Genomic DNA, 26,947 nt, shown 5'->3' with positions numbered 1-26,947 from the left:
CAGCGCCAGCGCGGCGGTGACGGCGGCCAGGGCGGCGGAACGGGCGGTACGGCGGGCACGGTACGTGGTCATGATGAAAACTCCCCCATGGTCGGCCAGGCACGGCCACTCCCCCTGCTCCGGCAGGGGGACCGGCCGCATCGCTGTTTCACTGCACCCCATGAGATGACGCCATGGCAGGCGTCGTTCCGCCGGATCTGTCCGCATTCGGTAACAAGGCAACTGGCCGCACGCACACCGGTGTTCACGCCGCAACCGTCAGCGGTGCAGCGCCTCCGGCTGCCGGGGCAACGGCTCCGGCAGGCCGCGTCGTCTCTGGGGTGCTGCCGGTAACCGGGTGCTGCAGAAGATCGGTGGCTGCAATCACTGCGAGAGCGGCCCGCCGCCGGTCGAACACGAGAGCCAGACGCTCGTGCAGCCGTCTGAGGTGGGCGACCACCTGCCTGGTGACCCGCTGCTCGACATCGTCCTCCATCCAGCTCAGGGGCGGTACCACCGAGACCGATCACCGCGGCGACGGCCTGTGCCCGCGCAGCGGGCTGACGGCGCGACCAAGCCAGGAAAGCGGCCCCGGGCTCTCCGGACCGACGCGCGCGAGCCCCTGGTACGAGCTGGCGGCATCGGCCGATGGCACGGACCGCACCCGAGACAAGCGCATGCGCGAACTCATCCGCCCGACCTGCTCATCCTCGACGACTTCGCCATGCGCCAGCTGACCGTCTCCCAGGCCGGCGACCAGCGACCGCATGGTCGGTGCGCCGGTCTTGCGGTTTCGCCAGATCAGGGCGGCCATCGCGAGAACTCGCTGAGCGACGCGGACGGCGACGCCCTCAAAGGTGCGTCCGCCGTGCTGTTCGAGGTCCAGCTGCCCTTCGAGGGTGTCGTTCACAGACTCGATCAGCTGATCAGCTGCCGCACCGACTTGAGGAGAGGCTCGCCCTTGCGCTTCTTCTCCTGCTTGGGCCGCAGCAGTTCGATACCGCGCATGACCCGGCCGTTCTCGAACTCCTTGGAGGCGAAGCCCTTGTCGGCGATCAGCAGGCGTGAACACGGCCCAAACAGGCAGGCCCAGGCCCAGAACGACGAAACCACTCGCTGAACTTCCCCACATCCATGCAGAACAGGACCAAGTGGCGCGACGCCGCTAGCGTGGTCACGGCACTGGGCACGCGCCCGCATGTGAGATCCGCCAAGCCACTGCTGTTCCCTCGTCCTGAATGCCGTCATGCTCGCCCGCAGCTAGGGCGTGTTTCGAAAGTCCCGTCTGACCCGCCCTCCGGGCGGACGACGCTACTTTCGAAACACGCCCTACGTGCATTCCCCGCTCGCGGTCGGCCGGGCTCTGCTCCCGGTCCGTATGACGACCGACACCAGGGCAACCACCGAACGTCTCAGACATTTCCTGAGTCATGATCCACGACCATGCCACGGGATACCTGAACACATCCTGACTACCGCGCGGCATCGTCTGCACCACCAGTCACAGTCGAGCACCATAGAAATCATGAACGTCGACGCACCCCGCCTCCGTATAGCGGCCCTTCGTCCCGCCCCCGCCTCACTGACGGAAGAAGGCCGCTTTGACCACCGAACGCCCCACCGACCATCCGCCTGCTGACCGCGCCACCGCCTGGCTGCGGCATCGGCTGGGCCGGGCGGTCATCCTGTCCTACGCGGCCGCCGTCCTCTGGCCGGGCCCCGGCCTGTGGCTGCGCCGGCCGCACACCCTGCCGCTGGGCGAGATGCCACACGTGCCTCTGCGCTCGGCCGCGATCCTGCTCTCCCTGGTGCTCTTCTCAGCTGGACTGCAGGTTCCCGTCCAGGCGTTGGGCGGGCTGCTGCGCAGCCCGAAAGCCCTCGTCGCCGGGCTCCTGCTGCACCTGGCGATCCCGCTTCTGGTCATCCCCGTCGTCGCGTTCCTGCTGCACCGCACGCCCGACAGCGACGGCGGCAGCGGTCTGATCTCGGCGATGATCCTCATCGTGACGATGCCCGTAGCCGCCGGAGCCACCGTCTGGACCGGCAAGGGGGACGGCGACCAGCCCACCATGGTGGGCCTCGTCCTCGTCTCCACGCTCCTCAGCCCGATCACGATCCCGATCGTCATCAGAGCCCTGCTGCCCCTCCTGGACGACGGCTACGCGGCCGGCCTCGCCACGACCGAACACACCGCGCACGGCGGTTTCGCCCTAACCAGCGTGGTCCTGCCCTGCGCCATCGGCCTGCTGTGCCGCCTTGCGCTGCCCCCGTCATGGCTGTTCCGAGTCCTGTCCGTCGTGGTGCCAGTGACGCTGATCGGCTCGCTCGTCCTGACCTACACCAACGCAAGCGGCGCCCTCGGTTCCTTCCTGGCCCACCCCCGCCCGCTGCTGTTCGCCGCCGCCCTGGCCGTGGCCACCCTGGTGTGCCTGCTGTCCTTCACCGCCGGCCGCGGCGCTGCCCTTCTGCTCAAACTGGACACCCCCACCGCCTCCTCCCTCACCCTCGCCTGCGGCATGAACAACAGCAGCGCCAGCGCCGTGCTCATCACCACCACGCTGCCCGACAAACCGCACCTGCTCCTGCCGGTCCTCGCCTATGGGCTCCTGCAGAAGACGGCCGCCAACCGTGTCGTACGCCGCCGGGTGCCGCGAGCCGGCATCCGCTCCCTGAAGGACGACGAAGTAAAACTTGCACAATGAGCCGCTAATACCGAACGTCACTGATTCTCATGAAGTAAGAGATTTCTTATCAATGGAACCTGGCCTCCGACCGCACCCTCCTGCACGTCAGAGAAGGAGGCCACGATGGGCAACAGCCCCGCGACGGCGAACCGCCCGCTCAGGCAGCGGTTCGTGCCCAGACTCGATCCATCACCTCAGCGGCAGCCGTGGTGGTTCGAGCTGAGGAAGGCACTGCCGGCACTGACGCTGTTCGCCTCGGTGCGGCTGACCGGGGTGATCATGGCGGCCCTGTGGTCGCTGCACGTCGGCAGGCACCCGCGGAGCGTGCTCGGCCTGGAATGGGACGGCCACTGGTACTGGCACATCTCCCAGTACGGCTACGGCCTGATCGTCCACCCCCCATGGGGCCACAGCGTCTTCAACGACCTGGCTTTCTTCCCTCTCTTCCCGGGCCTCATCCGCGCAGTGGACACGGTGCTGCCGATCGGCTCGGTCAACGTGGCGCTGCTCATCGCGTGGACTGCCGCCCTGGTGGCCGCCTGGGGCGTGTACGCGGTCGGCGAACTGCTGCACGGACGACGTGTCGGGATCGTCCTGGTGGCGCTGTGGGCGCTGCTGCCGCACGCGATCATCCTGACGATGGCGTACACCGAGCCCGTCATGACGGCCTTCGCCGCCTGGTCGCTCTACGCCGTGCTGACCCGTCGCTGGCTGACGGCGGGAACGCTGGCGGTGCTGGCCGGGCTGTGCCGTCCCAACGGCGTCGCCGTGGCGGCCGCCGTCATCGCCGGAGCCGTCGCTCACCTGTGGCACCTGCGCCGTCTCGGCATGCCCACCGCTCCGTGCGCCTGGGCGGCCGCCGCAGCGGCACCCCTCGGATGGCTGGGCTACATCGGCTGGGTGGGGCTCAGGACGCACAACCCGCTCGGCTACTTCCACGTGCAGAGTCTGTGGGGCTCACGGTTCGACTTCGGCCACTACACGGCCCACACGTTCAAGCACCTGATCGTCGGCCACGACACCCTCGTCGTCTACGTCACCGCCGCGATCGTCCTCGGCGCCCTGCTGCTCTTCCTCTTCTGCGTCCTCGACAAGACGCCCCTGCCGCTGCTCACGTACTGCGCGGTCCTGATCGTGATGGCAGTCGGCGGCACCCACTTCTTCAGCAGCAAGCCCAGGTTCCTGCTCCCGGCCTTCCCCCTGCTGCTCCCCCTCGCCGTACACCTCGCACGCAGCCGCCTACGCACCATCACCGTCCTGCTCACAGCCTCGGGCTGCGTCAGCCTCTTCTACGGCACCTACCTGCTCACCATCTCTCACCGGGCCCTGTGACAAGAGGGGAACGGTCATCATCAGCCGGGAAGATCACAGCCCACGCCGAATGGCGAGGCATGGCGGCAGGGGTCGGATCTCCAAGGTGACCTCCTACCGGCGGTGCCAGCGCAGGAGGCCGCTCAAGGCGGCTGGAAGACGCCAGGACGAAGGCCAAAAAACTACGGCGCCACCATGGCCGACAGCGATGGTGGGGCCCAGCCACCCATGACCTGGCCCAGCCACTACGGGTCTGACTACGACGAGCCGACTTCGACCGTCAACCGCGGCGTCGTTCACCAAGTCCAGCCGTGGCCGCCGCTGTTGTGGAGCAGGGCCAGGACGCCGGTGGTAATGATGAGGTGGCGGGTGAGGTGGCCTTGGCGGCCCAGGACAGCCAGCACCCAGGCGAGGGCCGTGCACCAGAGCATCGACCACGGCGCTACCACCAGTTGAAGGATCATGGTGCGGTCGCAGGTCTTCGTTGCGCGCCGACACCGTGCGCCCGTCGGTGACACGCAGCGGCTCGGGCAGCGCTTGGTCGACAGTGGGCGCGTCAGCGGCCATTGCGTCACTGATCCCGAGCACCGGAGCACCGCGAAAGCGTGATCGACGGCGGCGTCCCTCAGGGGAGTCGCCGCCGATCAGGTCCGTCAGCGCATGTCTGTGAGGAGGGTGTTGAGTTCAGCCTCCTGCTGGGCCGGCGACATCGGCGGGTTCGGGTGGTCGATGCCGAAGGTCTTCAGGACGCGGTCCATCTGGGCGTCGATGAACGTCCAGCCGGTGTTGTCCAACGGCTGCAACGAGGCCTGGTCGGCGTCCCAGAGGTCGCGCAATGACTGGGCAGCTGCGTGGGCCCCGGACGCGTTCTTCGACCGTGCGTCCGTGAGTGAGGTCGATGCGAGTGACTTGAGTGCGTCGACCTTCGCGGGCGGGAACTTCTTCACGGCCTGGCCAGGGGCGAGTTGAACGGCGGAGGTGGCGTCGGTCTCCGGCGCCGGGCCGACGTGCGGCTGACCGTGGGCCCAGACCAACAGGGCCGCGGTGGCGACGGCCAGCGTTCCGAAGCCGGCCAGCGCGGTGCGCTCCTTGCGCGGGTCGCCGGTGGGGTGTGCGGCGTGGGCCGCCTCGTAGGTCTCAGTCACATCCGAGCGCGTCACCGCCAGGTAGACCACCGTCGCCAAGATCAGGCCGAGGAAGATCAGGCTGGTGGTGAACGTGCCCAGGGCGAGACCGGTCGGGTCTCCGGGGCTCTGGGCGACCTTGGGGGAGGCGAGCCAGTCGCCGATGTTCGCGCCCAGCGGGCGGGTCAGGATGTAGGCGAGCCAGAAGGACAGCACCGGGTTCGCACCGAACCTCCACAGCCCCGTGATCGCCGCGATGAGGCCGAGCGGCAGCAACACCGAGGCCCCCGGGCTCCATCCGGTCAGCTCCAGCGTCCAGTCGCCGGTAGCGGTGCCGAGCGCGAAAGTGACCAGGACGGTCAGCCAGTAGAACGACTCCCGCGAGAACGTGGTGACCGAGTGGATCGACAGCGTGCGCTCACGCAGCCACCAGGCGCCGAAGACCACCGCGAGCAGCACGGAGAAGACCGCGGAACTGATCCACAGCGGCACGTTCGACTGGTCGGTCAGGATGTCCGTGTACAGGGTGCCCGTGACGCTGACAACGACCACGGTCAGCCAGTAGGGGAACGGAACGTACCGCTTCAGCCGCAGCTGCACGGCCAGCACCACCACGAACACCGCGGTGAAGATCCAGGCCGTGTTCACCAGGCCGACGCCCAGCTTCATGTTGATCCAGTCGGCGAAGCTCTCACCCACGGTCGTGCACAGGATCTTGATCACCCAGAACCAGATGGTGACCTCGGGGACCTTGTTGAGCATGAGGCGCCCGCTGCGCGTGCGCGCTTCCGTTGTCGTTGTCATGCCAGGAGGTTTACGCGGGGAACCTGCAAGCAACCTGACTACGTGGCCGCACGTGCGGCCGGGAGGGTCACTTCGACGTGCCCTTGGCCGTCCGCGATCGCGCGGACCTCCACACCGGCCGAGGCGGCGATGCGCCGGACCACCGGCAGGCCCAGCCCGTACCCGTCGCCGCCGGTCACGCCCGCTTCGAAGACCCGCTCGACGTCCGCGGGATCGAACCCGGGGCCGTCGTCCAGAACGTCGACCACGACGGCGTCGCCCTGGTCGCGCGCGGTGATCCACACACGGGACCGCGCGTGCCGCAGGCTGTTCTCCAGCAGGGGTGACAGCAGCGACACGGCGACGTCGGGCGCCACGGCCACCTCGATCTTCGCGGGAAAGGCGACCTCGACCGCGCGGCAGCCGATCGCCTGCCGCGCGGCGGAGCGCAGATCGCACCGGGTCCCCTCGTCCGTCCGTGCGCGCGCGGCGCGCAGAATCGTCGTGATCGCCGCATCGAGGCGGTCGACCTCGCTCAGCACCGCCTCCGGCGGCACCGGATCGCCGGACAGCTGAGCCAGCTGCGCCTCGCCCCGCAGGACCGTGAGCGGTGTCCGCAGCTCGTGGGCGATCTCATCGGTGAGCCGGCGCTCGTCCGCCAGCGCGTTGTCGACGCGCTCCAGGAGGCGGTCCAGGGTCTGTCCCAGTTCCCCGAACTCGTCGCGGGGGACCCCGAGGTCGAAGCGGCGCCCGGGTTCGTGATGGCCCCAGTCGTCGGCGAGGGCGGCCATCTCGTGCACGACCCGCAGCGCGCGGCGTACCACGAGGTGCGCGACACCGCCGGCGAGGAGGATCGTGAGGCCGCCCAGCACCAGGGACAAGGTGAGGCTGCGCTGCTCGGATGTCTCGTAGGGCGTGAGGTCCACCCGGACGATCACCATGACGTGGTGGCCGTCGATCGGGACCCGCCGCGCGTACAGGAGGTGATCGCCGACCGACGCGGTCTGCGATCGCCCCGAGTCCGCCAGCTCCTCGACGCGCCCGACCATGCTCGCCGGCACGTTCCCGTCGATCAGGCGGCCGTCGGCATACACCCAGGCGACCTCGTCCAGCGCCTCGCTGCCGTTCTCCGTGAGCATGACCCGGCCACCCTTGGCGGTGACGTTCGCCGCGACCGCCTCGGCGCGGGCATGGGCCAGATCGTGCGCGTCGGCGTCGGTCACCCGGCTCAGCAGCACGTGCGAGACCACGACCAGGATCGCGACTACGGCGGTGGCGATCAGCACGGTGAGCGCGACGACCCTGCTGCGGAACCCCGTCACTGCCATCGGTAGCCCACGCCACGGACGGTCGCCAGACGCTCGGCCACACCCAGCGGACCGAGCTTGGTCCGCAGCCGGCGCACATAGGAGTCGAGGGTGTTGTCGCTGACCTGCGCGCCGTGCGGCCAGCCGGCGGCGACGAGGGCGTGACGGCGTACCGCCTCGCCCTGTGAGGCGATCAGGCGGCCCAATAGCCGGAACTCGGTCGGGGTCAGGCTCATGGTCACCGAATCGCAGATCACCACGTGCTTGGCCGGATCGAGGACCACGTCGTGCGGTGCGGGCACCACGGTGGCCCGGCGCAGCAGCGCTCGGACGCGCACCAGCAGTTCCGGGATGTCGAAGGGTTTGGTCATGTAGTCGTCGGCGCCGGACTCGAAGCCGCCCACCTTGTGATGCAGGCCGTCCAAGGCGGTGAGCATCAACACCGGCGCGTCCAGGCCGCGAGCCCGCAGGGCCAGACAGACGTCGCGGCCGTCGGCGTCCGGCAGCCCGAGATCCAGGACGACCAGCTGGGGCGCCGGTGCGAGCTGCCGCAGCAGGCTGTCGGCCGTGGCGGCGACGGAGACGGTGTGGCCGTCGTGCTCCAGGGCACGCCTGAGGATGCCGCGGACCGCCGCGTCGTCTTCGCACACCATGATGAAAGCCACGTGCTGACCCTAAATACTCGCGTCCCGATTCTCCATCTGCCCTGATCAGCCACCTGACGCTCGGTCTGTCCGCCCTGCTCGGGACAACGTCACAGCGCGCCACGGCCTGGCAATGGCCTCCGTCGGACCACGTGCCCGGTCGGCACGGTCGGTCCGGCCGGTGCGCGCGAGCGCTGTGCTTCGGCCGTGGGCGGCGTCCGGGCGCGGGGGTGCGGAATGCGCGGTGCCGCCCCGGGGCGGCACCGTGAGCGCCGGTGTGTCAGCCGTTGGCACCGGCTGGTGTCGTGGTGGTGGTGAAGCCCTCCTCCTTGTTCGCGATGAGGGCGAACTCGTTGGTGAACGTCTTGCTCAGGTCCACCGACGAGGTGACGCTTCCGACCAGCTTCTCGGTGGGCCGGCGCGGTCTTCGGGCCGCCGGCCGGCATGATCCCGTCCGGCGGGAACCGGCCCTTGTCCTCGGTCAGGGCCGTGATGTGGTCGGCCTTGGTGACCAGTTGGTTCCGCACGAACGACGCGGGCAGCTTGTCCGCGATGTCGGCCGCGCTGTGCGTGTTGATCCCGTGCATGGTGGCCACGAGCGCGTCGACGACCTTCTGAGTCGCGTCTTTGTGCGAGTCGACCCAGTCGGTGCGGGCGAGGATGCGCCCGCCCGGGGACGCGCCGCCGCCTCGGCACCGTCGGTGGTGGCCAGGTCGATCGCCGAGGTAGTGGGGCGCAGGTGGTAGGAGAGCACGCCGAAGGTGGCGAAGCCGGTCAGGGTCGTTGCGGTGAAGGCGGCATAGGCCCAGAACGCGCGCGGCAGTGGCCCGTGTCGGGTTACGGCGGGGTTCGTGTCGTCGGGAGTCGCCGTGTCGGGGCTCGTCTCGTAGGCGACCGGGTCGGGGACTCTGGCGCGCAACCAGACCAGCAGCGCGAGGGCGGCCACGCCGGGCAGGGCGAGCACCCCGAGCGCCGGGGCGTAGTCGTCGCCGGTGAGGGCGAGGATTCAGGCCACCGTGAGCGGACCGAGGAGCGCGCCGACCTGGTCCATCGCCTCGTGCACCGCGAAGCCGCGGCCCCTTCCAGTGGCGGCGGTGGCGTGCGAGAGCAGCGTGTCCTTGGCTGGGGAGCGCACCGCCTTGCCGACGCGTTCCGCGATCACGAGGGTGCAGGCCACCCACAGCGCGCCCGTCAGACCGAGCACCGGAACGCTGACGGCGGTCAGGACGTATCCGGCGATCGTCCATGTCCAGAAGCGGTGGCTGCGGTCGGCCAGCGGGCCCGAAGCCAGGCGCAGTCCGAGCGCGGCGGCCTCGCCCGCCCCGGTGACGACACCGATCACGGCAGCGGAGGCGCCCAGATGAGCGAGCAGTGGGCCGGTGACGGAACGAGCGCCCTCGTAGACGAAGTCCATCAGCAGGCTGACGCCTCCGAACGCCATCACGAAGCGCCACGGCGAGAACCCCCGGGCGGGTCCGTCCGAGAGTGCGGGCTTCACAAGGTCCTCTCCGATGATGTCGCCCGCGCGGTGGGTGCGGGCACTCCCTGAACACCGGACCGCTTTCCCATGACCACCTCCTCTGGACGAACCTGAAGTGTCCATCTTGCCTCTACATGTTGTAGTAGCCAAGGACGAAGAAGCCGGACAGGGCCGCCCCGGCTCCCTCGCCCTCTCCGTCACCGGTGTGTCCGCGCTCGAACGGCCGGATCGCGTACGACCGGCACGGACAGGGCCTGGCTGCTAGGTAGGCCAGGGGAACGGGACAGCCGTAGCACCTCCTCCACCGTTCCGTGCAGGCGGCGGGTGGTGGCCGGCCCCTCCTCCAGCGCCGGGCGCAGCCGCGCGTCGTCGCCCTGGGCGAGTCCCGCCTCCAGGGTGAGCTGCAGTCCGGCCGGCGGGGTGCGTGGCCGGTGCGAGTCGTTGGCGGTGAAGTCCCGTTCGTGGCGCAGGAGTTCGGTGAGGCTGTGCAGCATCTCGTTTTGACCACGTAGTACCGCGGCGCTACGTGGCTACCTGAGGTGTCGCCCATGATCGTCGACTGCAAGATGGCCGCAACAAGCATCCCGCCCCCGCGGAGGGTGCCCCACCCAGGCCCCACCCGTCGCCTCGGCGTCCGCCGCGCACTGGGCGCGTTCCGCGCTGTCGACCAGGCGCTCGCTGTCCGAGGCGGCGTTGGCCAGGCTGGCACAGCACAGGGTGAGCAGAAGGGCACCCGCCACGAACGGCAGGGTGCGGCGCGGGGGCGGCGGGGCCAGCAGAGCCTGTACCCGCTGGGGCACCGCCCCGCCGGTCGCGGCCAGGGCGGCAGGGCGTGCCACGGCCGCGGACGCGAGGGCCGCCCGTCCGACCGCCCGGGCGACGACCCTACGGCTGCCGACGCGGGCCGCGGCCTCCTCGTCGGCCCACCGCTCCAGTACGAACCCGCCCGCCTCGGCCAGCGGGCGAAACAGCGGGTTGACGGCCGCAGTGAGCCGCCACACGGCCTGGAAGAGGTGGTGGCGGCCGCGGAGATGCGCCCGTTCGTGCGCCAGGAGCGCCTCGCGTTCCGCATCACCGAGGCAACGCAGCATCCCCCGGGACACCACGATCCGCCCCGGCGACCCGGGCAGCGCGAACGCCTGCGGGGCCTCGTCGTCGAGTACCGCCAGTTCGGTGTCCCCGGGCACCCGGCCGCATTCCCGGCGGGCCCACAGGATGTGACGGGCCTGCCGTAGGGCCGCCACACCCAGCGACACCAGCCCCGCCGCCAAGGCCAGGGCGCTGACGGCCGCGACGGACAAGAACACCGGGTCCTGAGTGCGCAGCGCGGCCACCGACCAATGGCCCTCCTCCGCGACTACCGGGATCTGCGCGAACCCGGTGAACGCCAGCAAGGCCAGCGAGCCGAGCCAGCCGGTCACCGTCACCAGTGCCGCACATGCCAGCAACCAGGCCGCGGGCCGCGGTGCCCGCTGCCGAGCCACCCGAGGCGCGAGCACCGCGAGGACCACGGCGACCACGAGCGGGACGTAGACGCTGATCCTCACCGGCTCACTGCCCGTCGTCGTCGCGGCCGGTGTCCTGCTCGCCCAGTAGACGGTGCAGCAACTGCTCGTCCTCCCGCGACAGTTCGGACACGAAGCGGGACAGCACCGCCTCCCGGTCCGAGCCACGCTCGAGCAGGCTGTGCATCCGTACGGCGGTCTCGGTCGCCTCGTCCCGCACGGGCGCATAGGCGTTGCCCCGGCCCGCGGGATGGCGTACGAGCATCCCCTTGCCGTAAAGGCGCGACAGGATCGTCAGCACCGACGTGTAGGCAAGGTTCCCTGACAGTCGTTCCAGGACCTGTCGTGCGGTCAGCGGCTCCTCGGCGGCCCACAGGGCGGCGAGGACGCTGCTCTCCAACTCCCCACGCGCCCTTCTACCGGTCACCGCGCCGCTCTTCTCGCTCCTGTGGTCGCGCACCTGTGCACCGCCTTCCCACTCGGCTGCCCACCCTACCGGGAGCTACTACGACCTGTAGAACGCGAGGCGGGCCGCCATCACAGGAGCTACTACATCTCGTACGAGATTAACTACTACATGTTGTAGAGTGCGGCCGCCCACTCCATCTGCGGAGGAACAAGCCCCATGCCCTATCTCGGAAGTTCGGTGCATCTGCGCGCCCTGGCGACTGCCGCCCTGCGTCCGGAGCCGGTCCCGGCGACGGCGCGGGCCGACCGTGTCGCGATCGTGTCGGCGAGCATCGGGGCCGGCCATGACGGCGCCGCCGCCGAGCTGGACCGCGGGCTCACGGCCCGCGGGCTCGCCGTCGACCGGTTCGATCTGCTGGACCTGCTGCCGGCCCATCTCGGACGGCTCGTACGGGACGGGTACCACCGCATGCTGGTCCAGGCGCCATGGGCCTACCAGCGGATCTACGCCGGCACCGAACGCGCCGGCGGCGGAGGGCCGCTTGCGAGGGCTGTGCTGCGCACCGCCGAGGCGCGCATGCTGGACGCGCTGCATCCCGGCACCGGCGCGGTCGTCTCCACCTACCCGGGAGCCAGCCGCGTCCTGGGCGGCCTGCGGCTCGGCGGACGACTCACCGTGCCGGTCCTCACCTATCTCACCGACTTCTCCGTGCACCCGCTCTGGGTGGCCGACGGCGTGGACGTGCACCTCGCCGCACACGCGGTGCCCGCCGCCCAGGCGCGGGCCGCCGGGGCACGGGACGTCCGGGTGTGCGGGCCGGTGGCGGATCCGCGGTTCCGTCCCGGCGATGCACGGGAGCGGGTCGCGGCCCGGCGCCGCTTCGGGCTGCCGGAGAACGCCCCGCTGGCACTGCTGGTCTCCGGTTCCTGGGGCGTAGGACCAGTCCGGCAGGTCGCCCTGGAAGTGCGTCACTGCGGCGCCGCCGTCCCCGTAGTCGTCTGCGGCCGCAACGAGACGCTGGCCGCACAATTGCGGGCGGACGGCATCGAGCACGCACTGGGCTGGGTCGACGACATGCCGGGCCTGATGCACTCCGCCGACGTCCTGGTCCAGAACGCCGGCGGGCTAAGTTCCCTGGAGGCATTCGCCCTGGGTCTGCCCGTCGCGAGCTACGGCTGCATAGCGGGCCACGGATTGGCCAACGCCGCCGCCCTGGAAGAGGCCGGCGCGGCGGTCTGGATCCGCGAACCGGCCCAGCTCAAGGCCGTGCTGTCCGACCTGATCGACGGCCCGCTCGGACAGCGCCAACGCGCGGCCGGACTCGCCCTCTTCGCCGTCGGTCCCGATGACGGGCCGGCCGCCGAGATAGCCCGCGTCCACAGTCTGGGGCTGCCGCCTCTGCCGGCGCGCCTCACGACGCGACGGCAACGCCCCGCGGCCCAAAGACTCGTCACCACCACCGCCGCCGCTTGCGCCGTATGGGCGTGCGCGGTCGGCACAGGGATCGCAACGGCGTACGACGGCCCGGGCGTACTGCACGCCATCGGTCACGGACTGGACCTGGACGACCCACACCCGAACCGCGGCCTGCATCCGGAAGGACACCACTCGTGACCACCACCCGACTGCTGCGCACCGCCGCTCTCGCCGCCCTGCCCGCGCTGATGGCCGCCCATGCCGCACCCGTCGTCTCGACCTTCGCACCGCTGCGCAACCGCACCATGCCCCGCCTGGCGGGCCGCGGCCGCCCGGATCACATCGCACTCACCTTCGACGACGGCCCCGACCCGACGTCCACCCCGCACTTTCTGCGCCTCCTCGTCCAGCGCCAAGTCCGGGCGACCTTCTTCCTGTTGGGCCGGGAGGCGCACCGCGCGCCCGGCCTGGTCCGCGAGATCGACGCGGCGGGCCACGAGATCGGCATCCACGGCTGGCTCCACCGCCCGCTGCTGCTGCGCGGCCCACGCGCCGCGTACGACGACTTCGCCCGCGCCCGTGACACCGTCGCCGACATCACCGGACGCCGGCCGACGCTGTTCCGGCCCCCCTACGGGGTCATGTCGACCGCCGCCCACCTGGCCGCCCGCCGACTCGGGCTCACCCCGGTGCTGTGGACCTGCTGGGGCGAGGACTGGACCGCCCGCGCCACGCCAAAGTCCGTCCACCGCACCGTCACGTCCGACCTGCACGGCGGCGGCACCATCCTCCTTCACGACTCCGACTGCACGTCCGCTCCCGGTGCCTGGCGCTCGGCTCTGGGCGCCCTCCCCCGCATCCTCGACACCTGCGGTCAACGGGGCTACGACGTCGGCCCGTTGCGTGACCACGGGTGGCCCCATCCGGCCTGAGGCCTCAGGGAACGGTGGCGTTCGCGCTCCAGGGCAGATCCTCTCGATCGTGGACGGGTCACCGTCCTTGAGCAAGCGCGTCGGTGCGTTCGACGAGGCGGCCGTCGCCGTCGTACGCGTTGGTGAGGGTCTTTTTCCCGTTGGGGTCAGTCCGGCTCAGGATGTTGCCGGCTGCATCGTAGGCGCTGCTCCACCTGTACTGCGCGTGATCGGCGCCGGAGACGTTGCCGCGCGGCTCCCGTTGTGATGAGGCGCCGGTTGTCGTCGTAGGCGTAGGTGGTCTGGTTGCCCAGCGGTGAGGTCTCGGAGGAGAGGTTGCCGGCGTCGTCGTAGGTGTAGGTGACGGTCTTGCCGCCACAGTCGGTAGTCGTTAGGAGCTGGCTGTCGGCGTCGTAACCGTGAGACGCGGTCTTGCGGCAGAGGATCGCGGCGTGGCGATGGAGTTCCAGAGCTATGCGCTGTATCCGAACAAGACCGTCCGGGCCAACATCGGGTTCCCCCTCCGGATGGCCCGGGTGCCCAAGACCGAGCGGCACGAACGGGCCTCCCGGGTGGCCGGCCTGCTCAAGATCGGCGGACTGCTGGAACGCCGCCCGGTCGAGCTGTCCGGCGGGCAGCGGCAACGGGTCGGCATCGGCCGCGCTCTTGTCCGCCGCCCTTCGGTGTTGCTGATGGACGAGCCATTGTCCAACCTCGACGCCGAACTTCGGGCGGCCATGCGCGCGGAGCTGCTGGCCCTGCAGCGGCAGCTCGGCATGACCGTCGTGTTGGTGCCCCATGACCGGGTGGAAGCCATGTCGCTCGCCGACCAGTTGGTCGTCATACGCGCGGGCCGCATCAAGCAGGCAGGCACACCAGAGGAGGTCTACGGCGATCCCGCCACCGAGTTCGTCGCGTCGTTCGTCGGCGGGATGAACATCCTCCCGCTGTGCCTCGCTGGCGCGCACGTTGCGGGGGCGCCAGCGAGGTTGGCGATGACCGAGACCGCGTGCCCCGGCGAGGGTGCCGATGGCACCACTCTTGTGGAGATACACCTGCCCAGCCGCGCCTCCCCCCTATCCGGCACCACCCCCGACGACACCGACTGACCCGCGCCGACGTATGACGCAGGATCACCCAGTACAAACGCCTCGTCCCTCACGAGTCTCCGCGGGCCTGGCACGCATGCCACATATCGTCGAACCGTCGTGAGAAATTGTGCTGCTGGCCGTTTGCAACGCTGAGCAATCACACAGCCCGGATAGAAGGAAGATCGATCCGCTGTCCGGCGCCCCGCTCGAAGGTCCCGTCCTCCTGTGGGAGTACATGAGCTTCGCTGGACGAGGCTGAATCTCATGCCACAGCACTAGACGCGAATGCGTGCCGGGCGACGATGCCGATGAGGCACCGCTCCACGAAGGATGGCCCCATACATACGCGCCGCTCAGACGGTGGCGCTGCTTCCCTCTGCTCCGGTGGCCTGCCGAGCCGCGCGCTCGGCAGGCCGCCCCCTGCCGAGATCCAGACTGGAGAGTCTCCTTCGTGGCCACCTTCCTGTACCGACTGGGCCGGATGTCGTTCCGTAGACGGCGCTGGTTTCTGTTGCTCTGGGCGGCGGTACTCGCCGCGGCCGTCTTCGGCGCGGCGAAGGCACCAGCCGCGCCCGAAGATTCCATGACCATTCCGGGGACGGAGTCCCAGAAGGCCTTCGACCTCATAAACGAGCGCTTCCCCGACAGCGGGAACTCCGACGGAGCTACCGCCCGGCTCGTCTTCGTCGCCCCCGACGGGCAGAAGATCACCGCGACCGACAACAAGGGCGCGATCGAGCACACGGTGAGCGAACTCGCCGACGGCGCCCAGGTGCACAGTGCCATCGACCCCTTCACGGCACACGCCGTGAGCAAGGACGGCACCACCGCGTACGCCACCATCACCTACGAAGAGTCGAGCAGCGACCTCACCGACTCCACGACCACCGCGCTCAAGGACGCGGCGCAGGACGCACGCGATGCCGGCCTGACTGTGGAGATCGGCGGTGATGCGCTGCAGTCGATGGAGATGTCCTCCTCCACCGAGCTGATCGGTATCGCCGCCGCAGCGGTCGTCCTGCTGATCACCTTCGGTTCCGTCGTGGCAGCGGGACTGCCGCTGATCACCGCGCTGCTCGGCATCGGTACGGGCGTCGCCATCATCACGGCGCTGGCCGGCACCATCGGTTTCTCGTCCACGACCACCACACTGGCGCTGATGCTCGGACTCGCCGTCGGCATCGACTACGCCCTGTTCATCGTCTCGCGCTACCGCTCCGAACGGGCGGAGGGCCGGGATCCTGAGGAAGCCGTCGGCCGGGCCGCCGGCACTGCGGGCTCGGCGGTGGTGTTCGCCGGTCTCACGGTGATCATCGCGCTCGTCGGCCTGTCCGTCGTCGGCCTCTCGATGCTCTCGAAGATGGGTCTGGCCGCGGCGTTCACCGTACTGATCGCGGTGCTGATCGCCCTGACGCTGCTGCCCGCGCTGCTGGGCTTCTTCCCAAGGGCCGTCCTGCCCAGGGCCTTGCGCAAGAAGGAGAAACAGAGGAAGAAGGAGAAGAAGCAGGGGGCGGTCAAGACGCCAGAGCCTGTGGCACACAAGCCCGACAAGGCTGGGCTTGGCACCCGCTGGGCTCGCTTTGTCATCCGTCGACCGCTGCTTGTGCTCCTGTTCGGTGTGGTGGCCCTGGGCACGTGTGCGGTGCCGGCGCTCGACCTCGAACTGGGCATGCCGGGTGACGAGGCGAAGTCCACGTCGACCACCGAGCGCCGGGCGTACGACGCTCTGTCCGACGCCTTCGGCCCGGGTTTCAACGGTCCGCTGACGATTGTCGTGGATGCCAAGGGCGCCGACGATCCGAAGGCCGCGGCCGGCACGATCGTCGACGACCTCAAGGCGACGAACGGCGTCGTCAGTGTGTCGCAGCCCATGTTCAACAAGGCCGGCGACACCGCCATGGTCCAGGTCACACCGTCGACCGGTCCCAGCACCACCGAGACCAAGAACCTCGTGCACACGATCCGTGAGGAGGCCGACGGCATCAAGGCCGACACCGGGGCAGACATGCTGGTCAGTGGCAACACCGCGGTGAACATCGACCTGTCCGACAAGGTCACCAGCGCGCTTCTGCCCTACCTCGCGCTCGTCGTCGGTCTTGCCTTCCTGCTCCTGATGGTGGTCTTCCGCTCGATCCTCGTGCCGTTGAAGGCGGCGCTCGGATTCCTTCTCTCCGTGTGTGCCTCGTTCGGTGTGATCGTGGCGGTCTTCCAGTGGGGCTGGCTGTCCGATCTGCTCGGAGTCGAATCGGTGGGCCCGATCTCCAGCATGATGCCGATCTTCCTGATCGGCGTGGTGTTCGGTCTGGCCATGGACTACGAGGTCTTCCTGGTCACGCGCATCCGCGAGGCCTACGTCCACGGTGAGCGGCCCGGGCAGGCGATCGTCACCGGCTTCCGCCACAGCGGCAAGGTGGTCGTGGCCGCTGCCGTGATCATGATGTCGGTCTTCGCCGGGTTCATCGGGATGAGCGAGTCGATGATCAAGATGATGGGCCTCGGCCTCGCGTCGGCCGTCTTCTTCGACGCGTTCCTCGTCCGCATGACCGTTGTGCCGGCCCTGCTCGCTCTCCTCGGAGACAAGGCCTGGTGGCTGCCGCGCCGGCTGGGGAGGATCCTGCCGAACGTGGACGTCGAGGGCGAGAAGCTGAACCGGCCCCTCGAAGCCGCCTCGGCCTGCGAGATCAGGGAAGCGGAGCACGAGCCGAGCCGCGTCTGATCGGCCGCTCTCGTACTGAGCGGTAGGCCGCCCCCTTGCGGAGCGCGCCTACCGCTCCACTGCGGGTCATGGCCGACATCGGCGATGCTGGTGGGACGAGGGAACGCGCAAGAGCCACGGCAGAGGGACACAGCATGATCAGCGAATGCCGGGACACCTACCGTCGGCACCCGCGTGTGGCTGACGGCGCCCTGGCCATGGCCGCCTTCGTCCTCGGCGTCATCGGGAGCGCCGTGAAACCCGACAGTCCCGCGCATGTGCGCGTGCCCGACACATTCGTGGTGGTGATCTGCGCCGCCGCGTCGGTGGCCCTGCTCCTGCACCGCGCTCGCCCACGGCTGACGACGGCTTTCACCACAGCATGTGCGCTGGTTCTGGCCCTGGCTGGTGTTCAGCTCACCCCGCTGCTCCAGGCATCGTGTCTGGCGTCGCTGTTCCTCCTCGCCGTCCGCACGGACCGGCGTACGGCCCGGACCGGAGCGGTCACGGCCACCGTGACACTACTCGTGGCTTCGCTGACCCAGGACCCCGAATTCCCCTGGGGGTTCGTCATCGTCGGACTGGTCTCGTGGACGCTGCTGCCCGGGGCCTTCGGGGATGCGGTGCGCAGCCACACCGAGTACCTGGCCGCGGCCGAGGCCCGGGCCGAACTCGCCGAGCGCACACGGGAGGAAGAGGCCCTGCGGCGCGTCAGCGAGGAACGTATGCGGATGGCTCGTGAGCTTCACGACGTGGTAGCCCATCATGTCTCGCTCGCCGCCACACAGGCTCGTACGGCCACGTATCTCATGCGCCACCATCCGGAGCGCGCGCCGGAGGTGATGGAGAATCTGTGCGACTCGACCGACGAGGCGCTGCGCGAGCTGCGGGCGACCGTCGGCCTGCTGCGCCAGACCGGCGACACCGACTCCCCCCGCGCCCCCGCCCCCGGACTCGCCCAGCTCCCGGACCTGCTGGCGTCCTTCGAGCGTGCGGGTCTGAAGGTGGACGTCACCACCAAGGGGGACGTCGAGCCGCTGTCGCCCGGTGTGGATCTGACGGCCTACCGGATCATCCAGGAAGCGCTGACCAACGTCACCAAGCACGCGCACACCGCCCATGCCGGGGTGCATCTCGCGTACACCCGAAGCTGGGTGACGATCACCGTCGTCGACGACGGCCGCCCCGACACCCAAGCTCCTCGTCCCGGCCGGGTGCCCGGCTACGGGCTCATCGGCATGCGGGAGCGCGCCCAGTCCGTCGGCGGCCGACTGCAGGCCGGGCCCGGAGCGGAGGGCGGGTTCACCGTCGCGCTCGGGCTGCCGATGCACAAGACGGCACAGCATCCTCACCCAGCGGAGGTACCGCACAAGTGACCATTCGCGTACTGCTCGCCGACGACCAGGCCCTCGTCGTCGGAACGTTCCGCATCCTCATCGATCTCAGCGAGGACTTCGACGTCGTAGGGGTCGCGGCCAACGGCAGAGAAGCCGTCGACCTGGCCCGCGCCACCCGCCCCGACGTCGTCGTCATGGACATCCGCATGCCGGTCCTCGACGGGCTCGCGGCGACGGCCGAGATCACCGCGGACGAGACCCTGCGCGCGACGAAGGTCCTTGTCCTCACCACGTTCGAGACCGACGAGTACGTCGCAGAGGCCATCCGCGCGGGCGCATCCGGGTTTCTCGGCAAGGGCATCGGCCCGGAGGAACTCCTCGCGGGCATCACAACCGTGGCCGGCGGGGAAGCGTTGTTGTCGCCCCTCGCCACACGGGCGCTGATCGCCCGCTTCCTCGACGGCCCCGCGAATGAGCCCGTGGCCGTCGCCGGGGGCCCGCTCCCCGAACTCACCGTGCGCGAGCGGGAAGTGGTCGCCGAGGTCGCGGGCGGACTCTCCAACGACGAGATCGCGGAAAAGCTGCACGTCAGTCCGCTGACCGTCCGCAGCCACGTGCAGCGTGCCATGGCCAAGCTCGATGTCCGGGACCGGGCCCAACTGGTGGTACGGGCCTACCAGTCCGGCCTGGTCCGGGCCTCGCGCGAGTAGTTCGGCGCGCGCACGGCACAGGCGCGTCCTCACCGGCGCCGACCGCGAGCACGCCGAGGTCTCCATGCTCGCACTCCATCTCCTGCCTGGGTGCCGCTTACTGCCCGTCGCCGTGGTGCGGCGGCGGGCACTTCCGCGGCGGGCGCTCTCCTTTCGGTAATCCGTCAACCGTTTTGCTCAGACGGCAAGTTCGGTGATGCTGAGGGCGAAGTCCAAGTTCCCCACCCCGTGGTTGGCGAGGCCCACCGTGACCACGCCCGCTCCTTCCAGCCAGTGCGCCATTTTCAGGCCGCCGACATCCAGCGGGCGCAGCCCGAGGCTCTCGATGAACGCCTCCACACTTGCCTTGGCCTGCGCATTGTCGCCAGCGATGAAGACGTCGGGCCGACCCTTCTCCAGGACATGACGGAAGATGGTGTTGAACGCCTTCACCACGCTCGCGCCAGCCGGGGCCGCCTTGGCGACTTCCTGCGCGATCGAGGTCTCCTCGCGGTGGGCCAGCCCGTCGAACGTGGCATTGAAGGGATTGCTGATGTCGACGATGACCTTGCCCGCGAGAGCGTCTCCGTACTGGGCGACGACCGGCACGACACCGTCGTACAACAGGGCCACGATGACGATGTCCCCGGCCGGGGCGGTGCCCCACTCTCCCGTCGTGGCGCCGCCGCCGAGAGCCTTGGCCAGGTCAGCAGCCTTGGACTGATCGCGGCCCATGACCTCGACGGTGTTGCCGCCCGCTACCGCCCGCGCGCCGATGGTGCGGGCCATGTTCCCGGTGCCGATGATGCTGATGTTGCTCATGAGATGTCCTGCCCTGGTTGTGTGTTGTTCGGTCTAGATGGCGGTGGTGCCGCCGTCGGCGACGAGTTCCATGCCGTTGACGTAGCTGGAGTCGTCGGAGGCGAGGAAGAGGGCGGCGGTGGCGATTTCGTCGGGGCGGCCCATCTGACCGCGGGGGATGAGGGACTCGAACTGGCGCTTGGTGGCCTCGTCGAAGAGTTCTTCCTGCTTGGCGGTGGCGACCTGGCCGGGTGTGAGCACGTTGACGCGGATGCGGCGGTCCTTGAGTTCGTTGAGCCAGACGCGGGCCCAGGCCTGCTGGACGGCCTTGCTGCCGGCGTAGACGCTCCAGCCGGGGAAGGCGCCGAGGGAGGCGTTGGAGCCGGTCATGAGGATGGAGCCGCCGTCGTTGAAGAGCGGGAGGGCCTTCTGGACGGTGAACAGGGTGCCGCGGGCGTTGAGCCAGAACGCGGCGTGGAAGTGGGCCTCGGTGATCTCGCCGAGCGGGGCGGGCTCGCCCACGCCGGCGCTGGCCCACAGCACATCGAGGCTGCCCTTCTCCCGCTTGACGGTGTCGTACAGGCGGTCCTGGTCGTCCAGGTCGGCGGCGTCGCCCTGGACGCCGGTGACATTGCGGCCGATCTGCTTCACGGCCTCGTCCAGGGCGTCCTGGCGGCGTCCGGTGATGAAGACGTGCGCTCCTTCGTCGACGAACAGCTTCGCGCCGGCCAGCGCCATGCCGGTGGTGCCGCCGGTGATGACCGCGACCTTGCCGTCGAGCTTTCCCACGGTCTCTCCTTCGGGTCGGTGGTGCCGTGCGCACCTGGGGTGACAGTGTTATGTACACCGATCTGTGTGCTTACAGTACGGGGCGGGCGGCCGGGACGCAAACTATGTACACCGGCCGTTACCCAGCTCGGGTACCATGGACCCATGACGGAGTTGGAGAAGGGCCCCAAGGGCCGCCGCCGCGGCCGGGGCGCCCGCGAGCGCATCCTCAGCGCGTCCCAGCAGCTGTTCCGCGAGCAGGGCATCAACCGCACCGGCATGGACCAGCTTTGCGCGGCGGCCCAGGTGTCCAAGCGCACGGCCTACCAGCACTTCACCGGCAAGGACGAACTCGTCGCCGAGTACCTGCGCCGGTTCGACCCCTCCGTTCTGTCCGGCGTGTTCGACCGCACCGACCTCACGCCCCGCGAACGGCTCCTCGCCGCCTTCGACATCCCCCCCACCACCCCCCTGTGCCCCTACATCGCCGCCGCCGTCGAACTCCACGATCCCCAGCACCCCGCATCCCAGTACGCGCGCGACTACAAGCAGGCCGTCGCCGCGCGGCTCGCCGACACCGCCCGCGAAGCCGGCGCCGCCGACCCTGAACAGCTCGGCGAGCAGCTCGCGCTGCTCATCGACGGCGCCGCGGCCCGCACCCGGGTCCTCAACGCCGACGCCTTCCCCGCCGCCGCCGCCATCGCCGCCGTCCTCATCGACAACGCCCTGCCGGCCACAACCAGCGATGACCGGCGACGGGAGGAAGTGTCAAGTTGACTTGGCACTCCGCGGCCGGGCTGGGCGCGCTGCCGGTCGCGCGGCTGCACCCGCTGGTACGCGACACCAGCCGCCGGCATCTGGCCCGGACCGGCTTTTACGGAAGTGGCCGCCCGCCTGCTGAAGGCCGCGGCAGAAGCCGCCGGGGAGATCGGGGACCTCGAGGACCCGCCGACGTGGTCGGCCTGGCAGCTGCCGGCCCCGCACGCTGCCGTAGTGCTGAACAGCCTCAGCGCTCTGCCGGACAGCTCAGACGAGACGATCGGCGGCAGCAGTCGATCGGCGGGGCCGCCGTCACGGACGACGCCGTGCTCGCCGTCGCGCTCCACCTCTGCGACCAGGAACTGAGCCTGCGGGAGATCGCCGAGCGGCTCGTCATCTCCACCGGGAAGAAGAAAGGCCGGCACCCGTCAGCGGCCCCCGTCATGCGGATGCTCCGCGACCACGATGAGAGGGCACTGGAAGCTTCTGATGACGGATAGCTACTTAAGGGCGTGGGTAAAGCCGGGCAGAGTCGGCGAGGCCCAAAGCAGTCGTCCGAACAGATCGGCCAGAACCCACCGTTCATGCCGTGGCGTTGGCGTTTCCCGGAGTAGAACGGGGTGTAGGCGGCAATGCGGACGATCGGCAGGAGAGTGCCGCCGAGGATGACGAACGACTTCTCCCGGATCGTCGTCATCGGCTCGCATAGAGACGGAGCGAGGGCGGCCAGGACGTCGACGGCTTCGCGTATGCAGCGGAAAACAATCGCGAGCCCGATACCGAACCCGGCAGACAGCTGGACGTAGGTGTCACCGCATCGCAGGTGAGCCAGAACAAGGAGTGCCTGGCGGCCGACCGGCAGGCACCGCCGGCGCGTCCCGATCTTCTCCTGCCGCGCTGGTAGCCGTCCGGCCAGGAACCGCAAGGTTCGGCTCGACAGATCAATCGGGACGGGTAGACAAGCGTGTGAAGCCCCTGGCGGGACATGAGTGATCATGGTCGAGAACCCGTCCACCAGAAGCTTCGTCGTTGCGCCGGACAGTCCAACTCGCGGTCAGCACCGACAGCTCGGAAAGGGCCCAACAAGAGGCCACGCCGATAGGCACGGGCGGGGCCCATTGGCAGACGGGGCAAGCACAGATTCCGTGAACCGGGAGTTGCGACGCTCTGTGACCACCAAAGATCCTGTGCCTGCGACGCCATCAGGGTGGCGAACTCGGCCACGGCCGCGGTCGTTGAAGGCGCTGTCGATCAGGATCGGCGGCGCGCCCCGGCCGGTCGTGTCGACGGCGAACGTGGTGCCGCCCCTGGAAGTGATGTCCGTCCTGCCAGCCTTCGGAGCGTGCGGAGTGGGAGACCGAGGCCGATCGCCGCCTGTGCAGGCGGTCGCTACGGCCGGGTGAAGGTCATGTGCGTGACGCCGCTGGGGGTTGTCACGGACTCGACGTGGAAGCGCTTCTCGAGTCCTTCGAGTCCGTCCCACAGGCGCTCGCCTCGGCCCAGAACGATCGGGACGACGGCGATGTGCAGCTGATCGATGAGGTCTTCAACGAGGAACTCGCGGATCGTGGTCGGCCCGCCACCGATCCTCACGTCCAGGGCGCCTGCGGCCTCGCGCGCCTGACGGAGTGCCTCTTGCGGCGTGGCGTCGATGAAGTGGAATGTGGTGCCGCCCTCCATCTCCACCGAGGGGCGGGGGTGGTGCGTCAGGACGAACACCGGTGTGTGGAAGGGCGGGTTGGGCCCCCACCAGCCGTTCCAGTCGTCGTTCTCCCATGGCCCGCGCTGGGGGCCGAACTTGTTGCGGCCCATGATCTCCGCTCCGATGCCGACATCCCAGGTGCCGGCGATGGCGTCATCGACCCCGGTGCTCCCATCCGGCTCGCCCAGCATCTGCTGGAAGGTCCTGGTCGGGAAGAACCACTCATGCAGCCGCGTGCCGGCGTGACCGAACGGGGCGTCGAGACTCTGCCCTTCACCGGTGGCGAATCCGTCGACAGAGACGGAGAAGTTGTGGACCCTCACACGGGACATTGCACGGACTCCTGCCTTCGAAGCGATGTGATTGCGAACTGCAATCACTAGCCGTGGGCGAGCCTAGACTCGGTGATGGCAGAATGCAATCACTGGAGGTGGGCATGCGAGACAAACCGCGGTCCGGATGCGCGATCAACGCGGCGGTGGAGGCACTCGGGGACCAGTGGAGCCTCATCGTCCTGCGCGACGTGATGTTCGGCGGACGCCGACACTTCCGCGAGCTGCTCAGCCACTCCGAGGAGGGGATCGCGTCGAACATCCTCAGCAGCCGTCTCAAGGCCCTCGTCGCCGGCGGTCTCCTCACACAGGAGCAGGCCGAACGAGGACGTCGAGCGACCTACAGCCTCACAGAAGCGGGCATCCAGACACTCCCCGTCATGGTCGCGCTCGGCTCCTGGGGAATGCGGCACCGCCCGACCACATCCGAACTCAGCGTCCGCGCTCGCCTCTTGGAGGACGGCGGCCCGCATCTCTGGGAGGACCTCATGGACGAACTCCGCGAGGTGCACCTGGGTGTTCCCCACCCGAACCCCGACCACCCCTGCGTCTCCGAACTCCTTCAGGCAGCCTACGAGCAGGCACTCAGGGAGGCGCACTGACATACCCTCCGGCTGACATCAAGATCGCTTGGAGTACTGGTCCTCCGCCGATACCCATCTTCCCGCGCGGGCGCCCTGACTATGGTCTTTGGAGGCTGCGCGGACGGGCGGCAGGTCATGGTCGGCGTCGGCGGCGTTCCTCCCAGCGGTGGGTGGTCCATGTCTGCCGGATCAGGCTACGGCCGGTGATGATCGTGTCGCCGAGGTCGAAGAAGGTGTCGATGACGGTGGTACGCCGCTCGCAGCAGGGGGCGAGGCGGTGGGATGCGTTCTGCCAGGCGTGGGTGCGTTCGACATGCCACCGCTGACTGGCCTGGATGGGCACCTTCTCCCCTTTGTGTGCGATACGTACGTGCAGGCCGCGTTCGCTGAGCAGCGTGCGGATCTTGTCCGAGTCGTAGCCTGCTTCCAGGTACACGGTGATGTCGTCGGGTAACGGCTCCAGGTCGTCCAGACGGTCCGGGGTCGGGGCGAGCAACGGGGAGTCGTGGCGGTTGGCACCGGCCAGGACACGTCCCAGGGGAATCCCGTACCCGCTCGTCATGCCGGAGCGTTTCGGACCCTGTTTGCCGCGGTCGACCGGTGAGCGACCGGCCGCCTCGCCGCCTCCGGGCGCCTTGGTGATGGAGCCGTCCACGGCGATCTGATCGAGGACGAGGCCGACGATCCGGTCGTAGGACTCCAACGCGATCTGCTTGAGCCGGGCGAACACGTCCAGTCGTATCCACTCGTCGCGACGGCTGCGGATCGTGGTGGCCGAGCAGGTCGTGTCGGCGATCGCCTCGTAAGAACAGCCGAAGCGCAGCAGTTGCAGCATCGTGTCGAAGATGACCCCGTTGCTGATGCGTCGGCGGTGGCAGCCGAGTGGATACTCCGGGTGGTACTCCGACCGCTCGGGAAGCAAGGCGACGAATTGGTCCCAGAGCGGTTCGGTCAGCCATGATGGCAGCGCGGGCACAGCTCTCCTCAGCGATCACAGAGCGCCGCAACTCCCATGGTCACCGGGATCTGGGCCCGTTCTGGTACCGGGGCCCCAACCGCGCCTGTCCGCGCTACCCCTAAGCGTGATAAAAGGATTCGGGTCATCGGCCGTAGGAGGGGGCGGTATGGCTGGTCCAGCTATTCCGATCGCCGTTATTGCAGGATTCGTGCTGTTTTTCTCTTCGGGGATCTACCGACGTGGGCGCGCGTTGCGGTCGCGCGGGATTCGCACCCGGGCCAGATGCGTGAGTTCGCGGAGCGACGACGGTGGAACCGAGCTCCTGGTCCAGTTCTCGACGGAGGCCGGCACCAAGAGGGCGTCTGTCGGTCCTTTCAAATGGGCCCCTGCTTCTGTCGGCGGCAGCGTCGAGGTCATCCACGACCCGCAGGACCTCAGCAACGTCCTGACGCCGACCGAGATGACGACCGGCAGGACGGCCTTCCTACTCACCGTCGGCTCCAGCCTGCTGCTGCTCCTTTGTACTGCGGCAGTGGCCATCGACCTTTTCGGGTGAGTATCGCGCCTCGGCGAGCAGGCCATGGCCACATCAAGGGCTGACGCTCCTTGCGGAAGCTCCACTGCAGCACCAACCGAATCGACCTGGTGAAGGCGGCGGGGAGATTCCCCGTGCCGAAGGGCACACCGGTGGTGTGGTGCGGTTCTTTCTCATCGTCCAATACCGTAGCTCCGACGAGCAGTACCGGCGAAGAGGGATTCACGTTCGGCGATCGAGTAGGGTGCAGCGATCAGTTTGAACGCGTTCCATAGGGTGACGTAGTCACACAGCCTTCTGTCCACCGGGAAGTTACTTTCGAACATGCATCGTTCGGGGCCCAGGGTCTCGATGCAGTAGCGGATTTGCAGGCCCCAGTAGTCGGCGATCCCAGTGGATGTCATCGGGGTCGACTCGATGAATTCGACGGGGGTGAACGCGGGCATGCCGATCCCGCCGAGCTTCATCACCACATTGGGAACGTGCGACAGCGCCTTAACGCCGACGCGCCATTCTTCAAGCACTTCGTCTCTCCGCTGGGCGTACGGCCCGGTCGCTGCGGGGCCGCCGAGATGGTTCAGGACCACCACGAGGTTCGGATGGGATCGTGCGAAGTCGCACAGCTCCGGGAGTTGGTGAAAGTACGTCCAGGTCTCATAAACGAGGCCGCGCCGCGCAAGTTCGGATGCGCCTCTCCTGAAGGTGCTGTCGAGAAGGAGCCCCGAGGGCGGCCTGCGGATGGAAGCGAACACACCCGGATTCGCATCCCAGGCCACTGTGTGGCGAACCCCTTTGAATGTGCCGTTCCCTGCTTCGGTATGCGCGTCCAGGGCTTCGGCGAGTTCAGACGGTTCCTCCATCAGGTTTGCGTAGCCGACGATGCCGCTGAGCAATCCGTCGGAGACGGACTGGCTCGCGACCCAGTCCGTCTCTCCCACGGGCCGTAGGTGTTGCGGCCCCTCGGTGTAGTAGTTGGTGGAGCACTCCACGAAGACGGTGGCAACGACGTTGTGCCCGGACCCGGTATCGGCACGCAGGTCCTGCACCGAGTAGGGCGTGGCGTTGGCGTTCCGGTCTCCGGGGACGGCTGAGAAGTTCGTCGGGCTGTCCGGCCACAGGTGATGGTGTGGGTCCACAATCGGT

Annotated in this window: 26 protein-coding genes and 2 pseudogenes; 12 read left to right on the top strand and 16 right to left on the bottom strand. The window is 69.0% G+C overall.

What is annotated here, in order from left to right:
* Window positions 1–244: 244 nt before the first annotated feature.
* Together ABT245_RS39000 and ABT245_RS38995 are read right to left on the bottom strand one after the other, a co-directional pair.
* Entirely contained in the window at window positions 245–475 is a 231-nt protein-coding gene (locus tag ABT245_RS39000) for a hypothetical protein (RefSeq protein WP_351743717.1), read from the bottom strand.
* A gap of 255 nt (window positions 476–730) precedes the next feature.
* Window positions 731–1,041: pseudogene (locus tag ABT245_RS38995) on the bottom strand (IS982 family transposase); the annotation flags it as partial.
* 539 nt (window positions 1,042–1,580) lie between these two features.
* On the opposite strand from ABT245_RS38995, the gene ABT245_RS38990 reads away from it, so the two are divergent.
* Window positions 1,581–2,681, top strand: a complete 1,101-nt coding sequence (locus ABT245_RS38990; protein WP_351743714.1) for a bile acid:sodium symporter family protein — start codon at window positions 1,581–1,583, stop codon at window positions 2,679–2,681.
* Between the two features lie 105 nt (window positions 2,682–2,786).
* Window positions 2,787–3,995: a hypothetical protein gene (locus ABT245_RS38985; protein ID WP_351743712.1), complete on the top strand. Its 1,209-nt coding sequence runs from the start codon at window positions 2,787–2,789 to the stop codon at window positions 3,993–3,995.
* Between the two features lie 275 nt (window positions 3,996–4,270).
* Here the strand turns inward: ABT245_RS38985 and ABT245_RS38980 are convergent, their stop codons facing one another.
* From ABT245_RS38980 to ABT245_RS38945, 8 genes are all read right to left on the bottom strand, one after another.
* The gene (locus ABT245_RS38980) at window positions 4,271–4,438 is read right to left on the bottom strand and encodes a hypothetical protein (RefSeq protein WP_351743709.1); all 168 of its coding nucleotides are present in this window, start codon (window positions 4,436–4,438) and stop codon (window positions 4,271–4,273) included.
* 189 nt (window positions 4,439–4,627) lie between these two features.
* Window positions 4,628–5,902, bottom strand: a complete 1,275-nt coding sequence (locus tag ABT245_RS38975; protein WP_351743706.1) for a COG4705 family protein — start codon at window positions 5,900–5,902, stop codon at window positions 4,628–4,630.
* Between the two features lie 38 nt (window positions 5,903–5,940).
* Entirely contained in the window at window positions 5,941–7,209 is a 1,269-nt protein-coding gene (locus ABT245_RS38970) for a sensor histidine kinase (protein ID WP_351743704.1), read from the bottom strand.
* Complete coding sequence (locus ABT245_RS38965; RefSeq protein ID WP_351743702.1) at window positions 7,200–7,853, bottom strand: response regulator transcription factor; 654 nt, start codon at window positions 7,851–7,853, stop codon at window positions 7,200–7,202. Before ABT245_RS38965 ends, ABT245_RS38970 begins: the two co-directional genes overlap by 10 nt.
* 985 nt (window positions 7,854–8,838) lie before the next feature.
* Entirely contained in the window at window positions 8,839–9,330 is a 492-nt protein-coding gene (locus ABT245_RS38960; protein WP_351743699.1) for an MFS transporter, read from the bottom strand.
* Between the two features lie 179 nt (window positions 9,331–9,509).
* The gene (locus ABT245_RS38955) at window positions 9,510–9,806 is read right to left on the bottom strand and encodes a hypothetical protein (protein ID WP_351743697.1); all 297 of its coding nucleotides are present in this window, start codon (window positions 9,804–9,806) and stop codon (window positions 9,510–9,512) included.
* Window positions 9,807–9,842: 36 nt separating this feature from the next.
* Window positions 9,843–10,859 (bottom strand): M56 family metallopeptidase, encoded by a 1,017-nt coding sequence (locus ABT245_RS38950; RefSeq protein ID WP_351743694.1) that lies wholly within the window; start codon window positions 10,857–10,859, stop codon window positions 9,843–9,845.
* Between the two features lie 4 nt (window positions 10,860–10,863).
* Window positions 10,864–11,277, bottom strand: coding sequence for a BlaI/MecI/CopY family transcriptional regulator (locus tag ABT245_RS38945; RefSeq protein WP_351743692.1), 414 nt, complete (start codon window positions 11,275–11,277; stop codon window positions 10,864–10,866).
* 165 nt (window positions 11,278–11,442) lie between these two features.
* Between ABT245_RS38945 and ABT245_RS38940 the strand changes: the two genes are divergently transcribed.
* The 6 genes from ABT245_RS38940 to ABT245_RS38905 all read left to right on the top strand — a co-directional run bounded on the left by ABT245_RS38940 (window position 11,443) and on the right by ABT245_RS38905 (window position 19,386).
* Entirely contained in the window at window positions 11,443–12,840 is a 1,398-nt protein-coding gene (locus ABT245_RS38940) for a glycosyltransferase family protein (RefSeq protein ID WP_351743689.1), read from the top strand.
* Window positions 12,837–13,574, top strand: coding sequence for a polysaccharide deacetylase family protein (locus tag ABT245_RS38935; RefSeq protein WP_351743686.1), 738 nt, complete (start codon window positions 12,837–12,839; stop codon window positions 13,572–13,574). Before ABT245_RS38940 ends, ABT245_RS38935 begins: the two co-directional genes overlap by 4 nt.
* Before the next feature lie 398 nt (window positions 13,575–13,972).
* Entirely contained in the window at window positions 13,973–14,662 is a 690-nt protein-coding gene (locus ABT245_RS38920) for an ABC transporter ATP-binding protein (RefSeq protein ID WP_351743684.1), read from the top strand.
* Window positions 14,663–15,095: 433 nt separating this feature from the next.
* The gene (locus ABT245_RS38915) at window positions 15,096–17,360 is read left to right on the top strand and encodes an MMPL family transporter (protein ID WP_351743681.1); all 2,265 of its coding nucleotides are present in this window, start codon (window positions 15,096–15,098) and stop codon (window positions 17,358–17,360) included.
* Between the two features lie 134 nt (window positions 17,361–17,494).
* Entirely contained in the window at window positions 17,495–18,715 is a 1,221-nt protein-coding gene (locus ABT245_RS38910) for a sensor histidine kinase (RefSeq protein WP_351743678.1), read from the top strand.
* Complete coding sequence (locus ABT245_RS38905; RefSeq protein WP_351743676.1) at window positions 18,712–19,386, top strand: response regulator transcription factor; 675 nt, start codon at window positions 18,712–18,714, stop codon at window positions 19,384–19,386. The genes ABT245_RS38910 and ABT245_RS38905 overlap by 4 nt, the downstream gene beginning before the upstream one ends.
* Window positions 19,387–19,563: 177 nt before the next feature.
* Here ABT245_RS38905 and ABT245_RS38900 read toward each other — a convergent pair whose 3' ends face one another.
* Together ABT245_RS38900 and ABT245_RS38895 are read right to left on the bottom strand one after the other, a co-directional pair.
* A complete protein-coding gene (locus ABT245_RS38900; protein WP_351743673.1) occupies window positions 19,564–20,187 on the bottom strand; it encodes an NADPH-dependent F420 reductase in 624 nt (207 codons plus the stop codon).
* A 33-nt stretch (window positions 20,188–20,220) separates the two neighbouring features.
* Entirely contained in the window at window positions 20,221–20,955 is a 735-nt protein-coding gene (locus ABT245_RS38895) for an SDR family NAD(P)-dependent oxidoreductase (RefSeq protein WP_351743670.1), read from the bottom strand.
* A gap of 144 nt (window positions 20,956–21,099) precedes the next feature.
* Between ABT245_RS38895 and ABT245_RS38890 the strand changes: the two genes are divergently transcribed.
* Together ABT245_RS38890 and ABT245_RS38885 are read left to right on the top strand one after the other, a co-directional pair.
* Window positions 21,100–21,711: a TetR/AcrR family transcriptional regulator gene (locus ABT245_RS38890; protein WP_351743667.1), complete on the top strand. Its 612-nt coding sequence runs from the start codon at window positions 21,100–21,102 to the stop codon at window positions 21,709–21,711.
* A 176-nt stretch (window positions 21,712–21,887) separates the two neighbouring features.
* The gene (locus tag ABT245_RS38885) at window positions 21,888–22,193 is read left to right on the top strand and encodes a hypothetical protein (RefSeq protein WP_351743664.1); all 306 of its coding nucleotides are present in this window, start codon (window positions 21,888–21,890) and stop codon (window positions 22,191–22,193) included.
* A 3-nt stretch (window positions 22,194–22,196) separates the two neighbouring features.
* Here ABT245_RS38885 and ABT245_RS38880 read toward each other — a convergent pair.
* A pseudogene (locus ABT245_RS38880) lies at window positions 22,197–22,680 on the bottom strand (transposase family protein); the annotation flags it as partial.
* 402 nt (window positions 22,681–23,082) lie between these two features.
* Window positions 23,083–23,727: a dihydrofolate reductase family protein gene (locus ABT245_RS38875; protein WP_351743661.1), complete on the bottom strand. Its 645-nt coding sequence runs from the start codon at window positions 23,725–23,727 to the stop codon at window positions 23,083–23,085.
* A 104-nt stretch (window positions 23,728–23,831) separates the two neighbouring features.
* On the opposite strand from ABT245_RS38875, the gene ABT245_RS38870 reads away from it, so the two are divergent.
* Window positions 23,832–24,329 (top strand): winged helix-turn-helix transcriptional regulator, encoded by a 498-nt coding sequence (locus ABT245_RS38870; protein WP_351743659.1) that lies wholly within the window; start codon window positions 23,832–23,834, stop codon window positions 24,327–24,329.
* Window positions 24,330–24,444: 115 nt separating this feature from the next.
* Here ABT245_RS38870 and ABT245_RS38865 read toward each other — a convergent pair whose 3' ends face one another.
* Window positions 24,445–25,287, bottom strand: coding sequence for an IS5 family transposase (locus ABT245_RS38865; protein ID WP_351743656.1), 843 nt, complete (start codon window positions 25,285–25,287; stop codon window positions 24,445–24,447).
* A 268-nt stretch (window positions 25,288–25,555) separates the two neighbouring features.
* On the opposite strand from ABT245_RS38865, the gene ABT245_RS46340 reads away from it, so the two are divergent.
* Window positions 25,556–25,825, top strand: coding sequence for a hypothetical protein (locus ABT245_RS46340; protein ID WP_502982271.1), 270 nt, complete (start codon window positions 25,556–25,558; stop codon window positions 25,823–25,825).
* A gap of 152 nt (window positions 25,826–25,977) precedes the next feature.
* On the opposite strand, the gene ABT245_RS38855 is transcribed toward ABT245_RS46340, so the two are convergent.
* Window positions 25,978–26,940: an amidohydrolase family protein gene (locus tag ABT245_RS38855; protein ID WP_351743653.1), complete on the bottom strand. Its 963-nt coding sequence runs from the start codon at window positions 26,938–26,940 to the stop codon at window positions 25,978–25,980.
* Window positions 26,941–26,947 lie beyond the last annotated feature (7 nt).

Source organism: Streptomyces sp. NPDC001508 (genome assembly GCF_040298665.1).
GTDB lineage: Bacteria > Actinomycetota > Actinomycetes > Streptomycetales > Streptomycetaceae > Streptomyces.
The sequence above is the reverse complement of the archived record's forward strand: the minus strand, read 5'-3'. Positions and strand labels throughout refer to the sequence as shown.

Bases quoted from the DNA above. Each gene is read 5' to 3' on its own strand.
- ABT245_RS39000 (WP_351743717.1), bottom strand. From the start codon at position 475: ATGGAGGACGATGTCGAGCAGCGGGTCACCAGGCAGGTGGTCGCCCAC.
- ABT245_RS38985 (WP_351743712.1), top strand. From the start codon at position 2,787: ATGGGCAACAGCCCCGCGACGGCGAACCGCCCGCTCAGGCAGCGGTTC.
- ABT245_RS38980 (WP_351743709.1), bottom strand. From the start codon at position 4,438: ATGATCCTTCAACTGGTGGTAGCGCCGTGGTCGATGCTCTGGTGCACG.
- ABT245_RS38975 (WP_351743706.1), bottom strand. From the start codon at position 5,902: ATGACAACGACAACGGAAGCGCGCACGCGCAGCGGGCGCCTCATGCTC.
- ABT245_RS38970 (WP_351743704.1), bottom strand. From the start codon at position 7,209: ATGGCAGTGACGGGGTTCCGCAGCAGGGTCGTCGCGCTCACCGTGCTG.
- ABT245_RS38955 (WP_351743697.1), bottom strand. From the start codon at position 9,806: ATGCTGCACAGCCTCACCGAACTCCTGCGCCACGAACGGGACTTCACC.
- ABT245_RS38940 (WP_351743689.1), top strand. From the start codon at position 11,443: ATGCCCTATCTCGGAAGTTCGGTGCATCTGCGCGCCCTGGCGACTGCC.
- ABT245_RS38910 (WP_351743678.1), top strand. From the start codon at position 17,495: ATGATCAGCGAATGCCGGGACACCTACCGTCGGCACCCGCGTGTGGCT.
- ABT245_RS38900 (WP_351743673.1), bottom strand. From the start codon at position 20,187: ATGAGCAACATCAGCATCATCGGCACCGGGAACATGGCCCGCACCATC.
- ABT245_RS38890 (WP_351743667.1), top strand. From the start codon at position 21,100: ATGACGGAGTTGGAGAAGGGCCCCAAGGGCCGCCGCCGCGGCCGGGGC.
- ABT245_RS38875 (WP_351743661.1), bottom strand. From the start codon at position 23,727: ATGTCCCGTGTGAGGGTCCACAACTTCTCCGTCTCTGTCGACGGATTC.
- ABT245_RS38870 (WP_351743659.1), top strand. From the start codon at position 23,832: ATGCGAGACAAACCGCGGTCCGGATGCGCGATCAACGCGGCGGTGGAG.